The organism is Lactobacillus porci (assembly GCF_009695985.1).
GTDB lineage: Bacteria > Bacillota > Bacilli > Lactobacillales > Lactobacillaceae > Lactobacillus > Lactobacillus absianus.
In genome coordinates, this window is the sequence record NZ_VUMX01000002.1 from 1 (window position 1) to 12,699 (window position 12,699).

Here is a 12,699-nt window from a genome sequence, read left to right on the forward strand (position 1 = left end):
TGCTCCATCAGACTTGCGTCCATTGTGGAAGATTCCCTACTGCTGCCTCCCGTAGGAGTTTGGGCCGTGTCTCAGTCCCAATGTGGCCGATCAGTCTCTCAACTCGGCTATGCATCATTGCCTTGGTGGGCCGTTACCCCACCAACTAGCTAATGCACCGCGGGCCCATCCTAAAGTGACAGCTTAAAGCCGCCTTTCAAACAAAAGCCATGCAGCTTCTGTTGTTATCCGGTATTAGCACCTGTTTCCAAGTGGTATCCCAGTCTTTGGGGCAGGTTGCCCACGTGTTACTCACCCATCCGCCGCTCGCGTCCAACAAATCACCCCGAAGGGATCTTTGAATTCAGCTCGCTCGACTTGCATGTATTAGGCACGCCGCCAGCGTTCGTCCTGAGCCAGGATCAAACTCTCATTTTGAAAATGAGCTCTTTTTAATCTGCTCCAGATTATTGCTTGCGAATTGACTTCGCTTATTTGTTTGGATTCAAGTAAACTTGAACCCGCACACTGCGAAACTTTGTTCAGTTTTCAAAGTACCAACTTGTTGCCTGCCTTTCGGCGACGCAACGTTTTATATCTTAGCAAGATGATGAATCCTTGTCAACATCTTTTTAAGATTTTGTTTCCTTAGGAAAACGCTTCGGCTTTCCCGCGGGAGCAAATAATACTTTACCTGCATTTTGCTTTTAAGTCAAATTGCCCTTTTCATTCGTTTTGTACCATAAACGCACGGGTGCGTTGTAACACGCTATTGATTTAAGCTTTGTAAAGCATCGCCTTGCAATGTTAATCTCTTCTATTTTTCTCGCTGATTGTTCGGAAATTACCGATTTTATCCTTTAAAATTTCCCAAACTTTTTTCTTTTTTTGTTTTTTCAAGCAAAAAAATTAAGAAAATACGGTAAAAAAACAAAAAAGAAGCCGGCGCCTGCCGGCTTCTTTTTGCTTGTTCAGTTGCTTTGTCTTCATTTTTTCTTTTAGTTTGTAAAATTGGCCGTTTGGAAACTATGCCGGATTCTGCTGCTTTATCAGCTGAGTTCCTTGATGATGCCTTGCAATGTTTCCTTTGCCTCATTTGGCAATGGATTTTCCGGATTCTTGTCATTGTAGTCGTTGACCCAGTCAAGCCGGTCCTGCATTCTCGCCACCAAGGTCTTCTTGTAGTCTGGATCATCCAGCTTGACCTCAAAGCCTGCCAGCGGCATGTAGGAAACGCCCTTGAAGTCACCAAACGGCTTCCACTCATCAGTATCGTCAGCCAGGTATTCCAGGATCTTCATGGTCAGCTCCTTAGGAATGTCCTTGCCCATGAAGGCATCCGTATTCAAAACGTAGCAGGCCGCGTGACGCTCAGTGAACAGTTCCTTAAAGTCGCCGTAGTCGCCAGCCACTGGGTAGGCTCTGAACGGGTCAGCAAATGGCTCGATGACCAAGGTGTTCATGTCAAAGCCCTTTGGCAGGTTTTCCGCGGAAGTCCGCTTGGTGGCCAAAGTCAAGCCCATGGTCGTGGCCAGGACCGGATCGTCAATCTTCAAGACTGGCGGCAAAGAGTTGTCCTTCATGATCCAGAACAAGGCCGTGATTGGATCCTTCTCCACGTCTACCCGGTTGGCGGAAGTGTAGCGGCTCTTGATCACCCGGCCGTTGTGGTTGCGCAGGTCCTCAGTCACCAAGACCTTTCTCCCGGCTTCATCCTGGGTCACCGCGCAGTTCATCACTACCGTATAGTACTCGGTTTCGTGGTGGCCGGCTGGATAATCGTGGGTCTTGTCAAAGTAGGCTGGCTCAAGGGCTACGGATGAACCGTCTTCTCTTGAGATAATGAAGGCGTCATCGTGCAGCACCGTGATGTCATACTTGCCGCCATGGGTCGCGTGGGTCAGGGTTGACTTGCCTGAGCCTGACAAGCCGTAAAAAGCAAAGACCTTGTCGTTCTTGTCCTTGAAGTGGAAGGCCTTTTCCCCGCCGTGGCAGGCCGCGTAGCCGTGGCGGTGGGCCATGGCCCAGGCCAAGGTCAAAGTCCCCTTCTTCAGCTCCCCGAAGTAGCGCAGGCCAAAGACCGCGGCCGCGTTGTGGGGAGCGTCAAAGACGCCAAAGCCCTTTGGATAGTCAGGATCAGTGACGTTAGGGTCAAAGTAGAAGTAGATATCGCCCTCATCATATGCCTTTGAGTTCTTGTACATCTTGGCTGCTTCCTCATCAAAGAACTGGAAGTTCAAAATGTAGCTCAAAAGGTTGAAAGCCTGGTCTTCCGGCATCATCACGTGCGCCTTGACCGTGAATGATTCATCAAGACCTACCAGGACCGTCGCCTTCAAGTACCGTTGCTCATGGCCAGCATAAATATCTTCATACAGGTTGCTTGCCAAGGCTGCCGGGTCTTCCTTTGGATCGTCGACAAAGTGCCGGGCGCTGGCCGTCCGGCCCAAGATCTTGCCGTGGTTGTAAACAAGCTGGGTGGCTCCCATTGGCAAGCCTAATTCCTTAGTGTGCAGGATTGGCAGGTCAGTCACGATCACTCCTGACTGCTTCTTTGCCAATTCATAGGCTTCAGCGACGCTGGTCACCTCATGCACGTTGTTGCCGTAAAAGGCACTTTCGATCGTCGCGCGCACGCGGCTGAAGACCGGGTTGGATCTTTTTAGTTCATTTTGCTTAAAACGTTCTTGCGTACTCATCTTTCTGGTTCCTTCCGTATTTTTCAAAAGCGGTTACATTTTCTCCTTGTCTTAATCATAGCAAGTTCTTTGTGAAGAATCAAACATTAGCTCAAACTCTTGCAAGAATCTTATGAAATCGCTTCAATTTAGTTAAATTCACGGTAATTCTTTGTAAAAACGCAAAAGAAAAAGCACTTCGGACTGAAGTGCTTTCAGAGACTATTCATTGAAAATGTCTTACAAAACTAGTTGCCACGGACGTACTTCACGGCTTGGATGCCGGCTTGCCGGCCAAAGACAACCGTCTCCGCGATTGAGTTCCCGCCAATCCGGTTGTTGCCGTGCAGCCCCCCGGAAACCTCACCAGCAGCGTAGAGGCCAGGAATTTCGTGACCGTTGGTGTCCAGGACTTCGGTTTCAGGCGTGATGTGGATCCCGTCCATCGTGTAGTGGATGGCTGGGTGAATGTGGATGGCGAAGAATGGCGCGTCAGTCACGCCGCGGTCCATCCCCGTGGTTCTGCCAAAGGCTTGGTCGTCATGCTTTTCAACCGCCCCGTTCCAGGCAGCCACCGTGGCTTCCAGGCCAGCAGCGTCGACGCCGATCTTGCCGGCCAGTTCTTCCAGGCTTTGGCCATGTTCAACCAAGCCGACTGAATCATAGAACTCAACCGCCTTCACGTGATCCCGAATGCCTTGGTCAAAGATCAGGTAGGCCCCATCCTCATTCAAACCGGTGATGGCCGCTGAAACGACTTTCCGGGTGTCCAGTTCGTTGACGAAGCGCTGGCCGGCCTGGTTGACCAAAATAGCGCCTTCCCCGCGGACTGCTTCGCCGATCAAGAAGGTTCTAGGGCCATCGGTTTGGGCCGTTGGGTGTACTTGGATAAAACGCATCTGGATCAGCTGGGCGTCTACCCCTTCCGCCAGCAGTAGGCCGTCACCAGTCGCGCCAGCCTGGTTGGTCGTCTTGTAGTCAGCCAGGTCAGGCCGGTATTTCTTGATGATTTCCTTAGAAGCGCCAAAGCCCCCCGTCGCCAGGATCACGGCCTTGGCCTTCACGGTTCTGCGGCCGTCAGGGCCAGCAATCTCAACCCCGGTAATTCGTTTGCTTTCATCCTGCAGCAGCTTGGTGACCTTGGCCTGGTTGAAAACAGAGATTCTTTCCTTTTCAACGCTCTTGAGCAGGCCCGTCACCAGGTAGCCGCCAACTGGAGCCATGGAAGCCGGACGGTGGGCCCGCTTCTGGCTCATCCCCCCAGTGATGGTCAAATCGGAAAGCTCAATCTCGTGTTCCTTAAGCCAGTCAATCGCCAAAGGCGCATGATCGACAAAGTAATGGAGCATCTCGGTATCGTTCAGGCAGCCACCGCCCTTTAAGGTTTCCTTGTAGAAGTCAGCCTTGTTGTCAATGATCCCATGATCGTATTGCACCAGGGATTCAGCCGCGTTCATGCCGGAAGAAGCCTTGTTGGTGTTGCCGCCAAGGGCCTCATTCTTTTCAAAAACGGCCACGCTGGCACCCAGTTCATGTGCCTGCAAGGCAGCTGACAAGCCAGTGCCGCCGGCGCCAATAATTACTATGTCATAGCTCGGGTTGACCAAATCAATTGGACTTGTTTTGAATAAGTATTTTGCCATGTCTTTTCCTCTACTTAAAATTATTTCTGCTTACACTCTCATTATAAGCTGCTTTTTGTATTTTTTAAAATCAAAAAAGATTATTTTAAAATATTCAAATAATTGCCGCTAGAGTTCAAAGGCTTGTAAGCGCTGCAATCAGTGCTTGACAAACGCAAAAAAGACTCTCCAGCGGAGAGTCTTTTGCAGAGCCTGCTTAATAATTAGCGGTGCTGGTGATTGAGCTTCTTGGCCAAGAAGTCGCCGACGACTTGCACGATGAAGATCATGATGACAACCAGCAGCGTTGCCAGGAATGTTACGTCGGTCGCGAAGTCGCGGTAACCGTATTGGATAGCCGTCGTACCCAAGCCGCCGGCCCCAACGGCCCCAGCCATGGCGGTCAAGCCGATCAGGCTGATGATGGAGACGGTGGATACGCGGACGATTTCGGACCGGGTTTCCTTCAAGTAGACGTCAAAGATAATGTCCCAGTTGGAAGCCCCCAAGCTCTTGGCGGCTTCAACCTTGCCTGGGTCCAGGCTTTCCAAAGCGACTTGGACCTGGCGGGCGTAGAATGGGAAGATCCCCAAGGTCAATGGCACCAAAGCCGCGGTATCGCCGATTTCAGTCCCGACGATCAAGCGGGTCAAAGGTGACACGAAGGCCAGCAAAATAATGAATGGGACAGCCCGCAGGATGGAAACCAGCTTATCGCACACGTTGTACCAGAACCTGTTTTCCAAAATGCCGCCGGGTTCAGTCAAGACCAGGACGACCCCGAAGAAAAGCCCCAGGATGCCCCCAAAGACAGATGGCCAAAAGGTCATGTAAATGATCTGCATGATGGAGGTGCCCCAGCCGGTGTCCCCGCTCCAGCCTAAGTTGTAAATGTTAGGGAAGTTGACAGCGATCCAATGTACAAATGCGTTCATTATAAGCGATTGCCCCTTTCATCCAATTCAGTAACCGTAACCCCTTGCTCGTTCAGGAACTTGACCGTGGCCTTTTGCTGGTCAGCATCCCCCTTGGCGGTGATCAGCAGCGTGCCGACCGGCTCGTCGGCCAGAATCTCCACGTTCCCGTACAGCATGGAGGCTTCAACGCCCAGCTGCCGATAAAGCTCAATGATGATTGACTTTTCCACGTTGTTCAAGTTGTAGACCAGCTGGTAGAGGGCCTCGTTTTCGTGCAGGGTAATATCCAGCCCCTTCAAAGTGTCCACGACTTGCAATGAGCCGCCCACGAACTTCTGGGTCAATTCCTTTTGCGGGTGCAGGAAGACTTCCCGCAGGTTGCCCTTTTCGATGACTTTCCCGTTTTCCATGACGGCAACCTTGTTGGCTACCTTCTTGACGGCGTCCATTTCGTGGGTGATCAAGACGATGGTCAGGCCCAGTTCCTTGTTCAATTTCTTGAGCAGGTCCAGGATCTGGATGGTGGTCTGCGGGTCCAGAGCACTCGTGGCTTCGTCTGACAAAAGGATGTCCGGATCGTTGGCCAAAGCCCGGGCAATGGCCACCCGCTGCTGCTGGCCACCAGACAATTGGGCCGGATATGCCTCCGCCTTGTCTTCCAGGTCAACCAGCTTTAAGAGCTTGCGGCATTTGGCTTCCAGGTCTTCATCGCTTAAGCCGGAGTGCTTGAGGGCGAAGGCAATGTTTTCAATGACCGTGGTCTCGTTCAACAGGTTGAACTGCTGGAAGATCATGCCAATCTTTCGTCTATGAGCACGCAGGTCCTTTTCGGAAATGACTTGCTTGCCGTCTTTTACGAATTCTACCCCGTCAACCGTGACGCTGCCGGCAGATGGCTTTTGCAGCAGGTTGATGGTACGGACCAGGGTCGACTTGCCGGCACCTGAGAAGCCAACGATCCCGTAGATGTCCCCTTTTTCAATGTGCAGGGTAACATCCTGCACGGCTTTAACGTCCTCTTCCTTCTTGCGCTTAAAAGTCACGCTGACATGGTCTAGTTGAATAATGCTCATATATGACCGTCCTTTTATTGATTATGCTTGCTTAGTTGGCTTAGAACTTAGCGTCCCAAGCTGCTTCTTGCTTAGTGCCGTAGTACTTCTTGTACAGCTTCTTGGTCTTCGCGGTTTGGTATGCCTTTACGACATCCTTGTAAGCCTGCTTGTTCTTGTCCTTCTTGTTGGCAACGATGATGTTGATCCATTGGAATGAGTCCTTGTTGATTGGCTCAACGTAGATGGTTTGCTTGTCGCCAAGGCCAGCTGGGTTAGCGTAGTCGTTGTTGACAACGGCGGCGTCAACTGACTTCAAAACGCGGGCAGCTTGTTCAGTTGCAACTTCCTTGATCTTGAAGTTCTTCGGGTTGCTCTTGATGTCAGCAACTGAGTAAATCTTGGTTGCGCTGGTCCCTTTCAGGGTAATCAGGCCGGCGTTCTTCAATACCAGCAGGGCCCGGGCTTCGTTGGTTGCATCGTTAGGAATGGCAATCGTCGCGCCCTTTGGCAGAGCCTTGAGTGACTTGTACTTCAGTGAGTAAAGACGGATTGGGGCGATGTAGGTCTTGCCGATGGCTACCAGGTTGCCCTTGTTGGCCTTGTTCCAGTTGTTCAGGAAGTTGTAGTGCTGGAAAGCGTTCAGATCCAGGTCGCCTGACTTCAAGGCGCTGTTTGGCTGGTTGTAGTCAGAGAAGTTCTTGATCTTGACGGTCACGTTGTACTTCTTCTTGGCGGTTTGCGCCACGCTCTTCCAGATGGCCCGTTCAGCCTTAGTCGCGCCAACGACGCCGACCGTTACGGTCTCGCTCTTGGCTGAGTCGTTTGAGCCCTTCTTACCGAATGACAGCCAACCGATCAAGACCAAGGCCACTACGACAACGACGGCAATAATAATATTTCTTTGCTTCTTTTTCTTCATTTTGAAGATCCTCCCATATTTTTATTTCCAGATTAAATAAACTCTTATCTCTAAAAACACTAATTTCTACAAGTCATCACGATTGGCCGAGCGGTGATAAAAAAAGCGCTCCGTCCCTCTGTAAAGGACGAAGCGCTTCGTGTTACCACCTTTAGTTCATTCACTGCTTGCACAGCGAATCTCACCAACTGTCTCCCCAATTCATCAGGGAACCAGCTTGCTTGTTTAACGAGAGCAACCCCGGAGCCGGCTAAATATCACCGGCCCATATCATTCCAAGCCCATCTTCGCCAGGAAGCTCCTGTCGCCTTTCACCAACCGGCGACTCTCTGTGAAGAAGCTTGCTCCAGCTACTCTGCTTTTCGAGATAACTTGTATTTCATTTGATGTTTATAATTTATCATCATTTTTTAAGGTCGTCAAGAAACAATATTAAAAAAGTCCGGATTTTTTTAATATTGTTTTTCCTATAGTTCACCGGCATCCTTGCGGTAAGCCTTGATAATGTCGCCGACCTTGGCCTCACGGCCCTTTTCGCTGATGACATTGGAGACTTCTTTAATCCCATCGCAGATCCGGGACATGCCCCTGAACAAGGTCATGCCGGCAAAGAAGAGGACAATGATCGTGAAGACTGCCCGTTTCGACAGAGCTGAGAGCCTGAAGAAGCCAGGGATGAAAATGATCGACAAAATGATGCAGACCGCGGAGACCGCCATTACCAGCAGCCGGTACTTGTTCAGCGGCCGCGAGATCCAGAAGAGCACCATCATGCCTACCAAGACCAAGAGGATGGTTGACGAGGTTCCTACTTCCTTAGAGCCGATATTGATAAATTTGTCGGTCAAGACCAGGATGCTGACGGCCAGCCAGTCGGTAATCCCGCCAGGAATGGACTTGGTCAGGATATTGACCGTAAAGTTGCCGCGAATGCGCTTATGGTTGGTCTCAAGTGCCAAAAGGAAGGATGGCAGGCCAATGGTAAAGCTGGAAATCAGGGTGATCTGGGCTGGCTTGAGCGGGTAATTAATGGTCAAGATCAAGGACATCAAGGCCATCAACAAAGAGAAGATGTTCTTGACCAAAAACAGGCCAGCTGAGCGCTCGATGTTGTTGACTACCTGCCGGCCTTCATTGACGACCTGCGGCATCTTGGCAAAGTTGGAGTCCAGCAAGACGACCTGCGAGGCCTGTACGGCCGCGCTGTTGCCTGAGGCCATGGCAATTGAGCAGTCGGCTTCTTTCATGGCCAGAATGTCGTTGACCCCGTCCCCAGTCATGGCCACCGTCTTGCCCTGCTTTTGCAAGGCATTGACGAACTTCTTCTTCTGTTCCGGCTTGACCCGGCCAAAGACATTGTAGTCAGCAACGGCTTTTTCATATTCGCCGTCTTTGATCGTCTGGGCGTCAAGATACTTGTCCGCCCCGGCAATGCCAGCCTGGGCCGCGACTCTGGAGACGGTCACCGGATTGTCCCCGGAAATGACCTTGATGTCCACGCCCTGCTTGGCGAAGTACTGGAAGGTATCCTTGGCCTCGCGTCTGATCGGGTTGGACAAAAGCACGTAGCCCAGAACTTCCACCGGCTGGGTCAGGGCTTCTTTTTCATCTGCCATCTCCAGTGGATAGCGGCAAAAGGCCAGAACCCGGTAGCCTTCTTCAGGATATTTGGCAAATTCTTCCTGGTATTCCGGCAGCTCGCCCTGCAAGAGCATTTCAGGTGCCCCCATCAGCAGCGTATAGCCGTCAAAAACCGCCCCGCTATACTTGTTCACGGAAGTGAACGGAATAATTGCCTTGGCCTTGCCGCCGCCCTCTTGACCATACTTTTGGCTCAGGGCTTCGGCCGTAATGTTGTCCACTGGCATGCTGGCGGCATAGTCGGTCAACAGAGCCTCTAAGTCCCGGCCTTGGTAGTGGGGGGACTGGATGGCTTTTTCAACCGCCATTTTCGGTTCCGTAATCGTCCCCGTCTTGTCAACGCAGAGGACGTTGACCCGGGCCAAGGTCTCCACGCTCTTCATGTCGTGCAGCATGACCTGGTTGCGGGCCAGGCGCATTGCAGCCAGGGCCAGGGCCACGGTCGTCAGCAGGTAGAGTCCTTCCGGAATCATCCCGATAATGGCCGCTTCCATGGAACTGATGGATTCCGCGAAGCCCTGATGGTTCATGAAGTAGGCTTGGGCAAACAGGGCCACGCCAAGGGGAATGATAATGATCCCGACCCACTTGATCAAGCGGTTGATCGCGCGGATCATGGCCGACTCTTCTCCGCCGCCCATGGCTTTGGCCTGGGCTGTCAGCTTGGCGATGTAGGAATCGGCGCCAACCTTGACCAGCTGGGCTAAAACCTTGCCGGAAACGATAAAGGAGCCAGACAATAGCTGGTCGCCTGGGCTCTTGGCAATTTCATCGGCTTCCCCCGTCAGCAGGGACTCATTGACGTGGACTTCCCCGTCAACGACGACCGCGTCAGCTGGAATCTGGTCCCCGGTCTTCAGCAGGACCAGATCATCAGCCACCAATTGGTCAATCGGGACCCGAACCCGCTTCTTGCCGCGGATGGCCACCACTTCGGCCTGGTTCAGGACGCTCAGCTTGCTTAAGACCGACTTGGCCCGGATTTCCTGAACGATCCCAATCACCGTGTTCAAGATAATGACCGGCAGGAAGGTCAGGTCCCGGATGTCCCCGGCAATCAGCAACAGGATGGTCAAGACCAGGAAAATCAGGTTGAAGTAGGTAAAGACGTTCTCCCTGATAATCTGCTTGTTGGTCTTGAACTCATCATCAATCGCGACGTTGACCTTGCCGGCCGCGACCCGCTGGTCAACCTCGGCTTGGGTCAAGCCCGTCTCAACATTCGTTTTCATTTTTTCACCCTCTCATCTTTCCGTGCAGCTCGTCTTCATTCATCGCCGCGCGTTTTTAGTGCTTGCGCTGGTAGCTTTCAAAAACATAAGGGTACTTGTTCTTGGCATCCGGCTCATGGCTTTCAGCAGCCACCAGGTCAAACTGCCCGTAGTCAATGGCCGGCATGTAGGTGTCGGCTGCAAAGGCCGCCTTGATCACCGTCCGCTCCAGCCGATCAGCCCGGCTGGCCAGCATTTCAAACAGGCTGGCCCCGCCGATGGCGCAGACTTCCACGTCCGCGTTCGCCGCCAGCCACTGGTTCATGGCCTCCTGGCTGGTCAAGACGAGCACGCGGTCATTGTCCGCGTATTTTCGGGCAAAATCCGCGCTCCGGGTCAAAACGACGTGAACCCGACCCGGCAGCAGCTTGGGGAAGGAGGCAAAGGTCTTGCGCCCCATCAGCATTGGATGGCCCATGGTCTTGTCTTTAAAGTGGTGCAGGTCAGCGGGCAGATGCCAGGGCAAGTGGCCATTCAGCCCGATCGCCCCGTTTTCGTCTTCCGCCCAGACAAAAGTAATCATTTGAATCTCCTTTGACTAGATATAGAAAGCAATTATACCGCTACTGGCGCCTTAATGGTGCCATGGTGCTTATAGTCAAGGACCTTGATGTCCTTCATCTCAAAGTCAGCCACCGCCCGCTTTTCCGGGTTGAGCCACAAGGTTGGGGCGTCATATGGCTGCCGGGTCAGCTGCTCCTTGACTTGGTTAAAGTGGTTGCGGTAGATGTGGGCATCGCCCAAGGTGTGCACGAATTCGCCCACTTCCAGGCCGGTTTCCCTAGCCACCAGCGACAAAAGCAAAGAATAGCTGGCAATGTTGAAAGGCACGCCCAGGAACATGTCGCCTGATCTTTGGTAGAGCTGCAAGGAGAGCTTGCCGTCGGCCACGTAGAACTGGAACAAGACGTGGCAAGGCGGCAAAGCGCTGGCTGGCACGTCTTCGGGATTCCAGGCAGTGACGATCATCCGGCGGGAGTCCGGCGTGGTCTTGATCTGCTCGATCACGTTGGCAATCTGGTCGATAAAGCCGCCGCCCCGCTTGCCCCAATGACGCCACTGGGCCCCATAGACGTCGCCCAGATCGCCGTATTTTTGGGCAAAGTCGCTGTCATCCAATATCCGCTGGCAGAACTTGCCCATCTCATCATCGTAGACCCGCTTGAAATCCGGGTCCGTTTGACTGCGCAGGCCAAAGTCAGTCATGTCCGGACCTTGATATTCCGGGCTGGTGACCCAGTTCTTGAAGGCCCACTCATCCCAAATGTGGTTCTTGTGCTGGAGCAGGAAGCGGATGTTGGTGTCCCCGCGCAGGAACCAGAGCAGCTCGCTCTTAATCAAGCCAAAAGGCACCCGCTTGGTCGTCAAAATCGGAAAGCCCTGGCTCAGGTCGAAGCGCATCTGGGCCCCAAACAGGCTCCGCGTCCCCGTTCCGGTCCGGTCGCTCTTGTCGTGGCCTTCTTCCATGATTTTTCTAAGCAAATCCAAATATTGTTGATCTTGATTAGCCATCGATACGTCCTTTTCTAAAACTCTAAAACAAAAATGGTTAAGTCTTTTTCCCCCTCAAGTCTAACAGACTTTTTGCCGCAAAAAGCAAATTTAGATGTTCTTTAAGCTCTTTCTTGGCTATAATATTGTCCATATCCAAAAAGTATTATGGATATTATTGCATCATTTTTTATTTACAATCTGGAGGATTGCCAATGATTATTGTAAGGATTTTATTGATCGTCTTAGTCTTGGTCCTGCTGGCCGCGGGCATCAGGATCGTACCGCAGAATTCCGAAGGGCTGATTGAAACCTTGGGCCGCTACAGCCGGACCGTAAAAGCCGGACCTACCCTGCTCATCCCCTTCATCCAGCGCTTAAGAAAAGTTTCCCTGGCCCTGCAGCCGCTGGAAATCTCCAAGTACTCCATTATCACCAAGGACAACGCGGAGATTACCACCAGTCTGACCTTGAACTACCTGGTCACCGATTCCTACAAGTACTTTTACAACAACACCGATTCCGTTGAATCCATGGTTCAGCTGATCCGCGGCCACCTGCGCGACATCATCGGGCGGATGGAACTGAACGAGGCCTTAGGCTCAACCAGCCAAATCAACGCCCAATTGTCCGATGCCATCGGCGACTTGACCGACATCTACGGGATCCGTGTGGTCCGGGTCAACGTCGATGAACTCCTGCCCAGCCCGGAAATTCAGAAGGCCATGGACAAGCAATTGACGGCTGACCGGGAAAAGACCGCTGCCATTGCCCGCGCTGAAGGGGAAGCCCGCAATATCGAGCTGACCACCAAGGCCAAGAACGACGCCCTGGTAGCCACCGCCAAGGCCAAGGCGGAGGCCATCCGCACCCAAGCCGATGCTGACGCCTACCGGATCAGCAAGCTGGAAGCGGCCTTAAGCCAGGCTGGTGAAGGCTACTTCAGAAATCAGAGCCTGGACTCCTTCAACAACCTGGCGGCCGGTCCCAACAACCTGATCATCCTGGACAAGGACGAGATCGGCGACTTGGGCAAGATTCCTGCCGCGGCCCAGATCTGGGACAAGAGCAGCCAGCAGAAGCCGCAAGCTTAACAGTCCAAAAAAGCCGGAGACCAGTTCTCTCC

The 12,699-nt window shown here is 52.4% G+C and carries 9 protein-coding genes and 1 rRNA gene; 1 reads left to right on the plus strand and 9 read right to left on the minus strand.

Features of this window, described 5'->3' with window-relative positions; translation table 11 throughout:
• The 9 genes from FYJ62_RS01055 to FYJ62_RS01095 form a co-directional block, all read right to left on the minus strand.
• Window positions 1-417 (minus strand): 16S ribosomal RNA (locus FYJ62_RS01055); the annotation flags it as partial.
• Between the two features lie 611 nt (window positions 418-1,028).
• Window positions 1,029-2,678: a phosphoenolpyruvate carboxykinase (ATP) gene (locus FYJ62_RS01060; protein WP_154546932.1), complete on the minus strand. Its 1,650-nt coding sequence runs from the start codon at window positions 2,676-2,678 to the stop codon at window positions 1,029-1,031.
• Between the two features lie 227 nt (window positions 2,679-2,905).
• A complete protein-coding gene (locus FYJ62_RS01065) occupies window positions 2,906-4,300 on the minus strand; it encodes a flavocytochrome c (RefSeq protein ID WP_154546933.1) in 1,395 nt (464 codons plus the stop codon).
• Between the two features lie 203 nt (window positions 4,301-4,503).
• Window positions 4,504-5,217 carry a methionine ABC transporter permease gene (locus FYJ62_RS01070; RefSeq protein WP_407657278.1) on the minus strand — a complete coding sequence of 238 codons (714 nt, stop codon included), beginning with the start codon at window positions 5,215-5,217 and terminating at the stop codon, window positions 4,504-4,506.
• Window positions 5,214-6,269 carry a methionine ABC transporter ATP-binding protein gene (locus FYJ62_RS01075; protein WP_154546935.1) on the minus strand — a complete coding sequence of 352 codons (1,056 nt, stop codon included), beginning with the start codon at window positions 6,267-6,269 and terminating at the stop codon, window positions 5,214-5,216. The genes FYJ62_RS01070 and FYJ62_RS01075 overlap by 4 nt, the downstream gene beginning before the upstream one ends.
• A 40-nt stretch (window positions 6,270-6,309) precedes the next feature.
• Complete coding sequence (locus tag FYJ62_RS01080) at window positions 6,310-7,170, minus strand: MetQ/NlpA family ABC transporter substrate-binding protein (protein ID WP_154546936.1); 861 nt, start codon at window positions 7,168-7,170, stop codon at window positions 6,310-6,312.
• Between the two features lie 467 nt (window positions 7,171-7,637).
• Window positions 7,638-10,043, minus strand: a complete 2,406-nt coding sequence (locus tag FYJ62_RS01085; RefSeq protein ID WP_154546937.1) for an HAD-IC family P-type ATPase — start codon at window positions 10,041-10,043, stop codon at window positions 7,638-7,640.
• 55 nt (window positions 10,044-10,098) lie between these two features.
• Window positions 10,099-10,605, minus strand: coding sequence for a dihydrofolate reductase (locus FYJ62_RS01090; protein ID WP_154546938.1), 507 nt, complete (start codon window positions 10,603-10,605; stop codon window positions 10,099-10,101).
• 32 nt (window positions 10,606-10,637) lie between these two features.
• Window positions 10,638-11,594 carry a thymidylate synthase gene (locus tag FYJ62_RS01095; RefSeq protein WP_154546939.1) on the minus strand — a complete coding sequence of 319 codons (957 nt, stop codon included), beginning with the start codon at window positions 11,592-11,594 and terminating at the stop codon, window positions 10,638-10,640.
• Window positions 11,595-11,788: 194 nt separating this feature from the next.
• On the opposite strand from FYJ62_RS01095, the gene FYJ62_RS01100 reads away from it, so the two are divergent.
• Window positions 11,789-12,667, plus strand: coding sequence for an SPFH domain-containing protein (locus FYJ62_RS01100; RefSeq protein ID WP_154546940.1), 879 nt, complete (start codon window positions 11,789-11,791; stop codon window positions 12,665-12,667).
• Window positions 12,668-12,699: the final 32 nt, after the last annotated feature.

Bases quoted from the DNA above. Each gene is read 5' to 3' on its own strand.
- FYJ62_RS01085 (WP_154546937.1), bottom strand. From the start codon at position 10,043: ATGAAAACGAATGTTGAGACGGGCTTGACCCAAGCCGAGGTTGACCAG.
- FYJ62_RS01080 (WP_154546936.1), bottom strand. From the start codon at position 7,170: ATGAAGAAAAAGAAGCAAAGAAATATTATTATTGCCGTCGTTGTCGTA.
- FYJ62_RS01100 (WP_154546940.1), top strand. From the start codon at position 11,789: ATGATTATTGTAAGGATTTTATTGATCGTCTTAGTCTTGGTCCTGCTG.
- FYJ62_RS01095 (WP_154546939.1), bottom strand. From the start codon at position 11,594: ATGGCTAATCAAGATCAACAATATTTGGATTTGCTTAGAAAAATCATG.
- FYJ62_RS01090 (WP_154546938.1), bottom strand. From the start codon at position 10,605: ATGATTACTTTTGTCTGGGCGGAAGACGAAAACGGGGCGATCGGGCTG.
- FYJ62_RS01060 (WP_154546932.1), bottom strand. From the start codon at position 2,678: ATGAGTACGCAAGAACGTTTTAAGCAAAATGAACTAAAAAGATCCAAC.
- FYJ62_RS01065 (WP_154546933.1), bottom strand. From the start codon at position 4,300: ATGGCAAAATACTTATTCAAAACAAGTCCAATTGATTTGGTCAACCCG.
- FYJ62_RS01075 (WP_154546935.1), bottom strand. From the start codon at position 6,269: ATGAGCATTATTCAACTAGACCATGTCAGCGTGACTTTTAAGCGCAAG.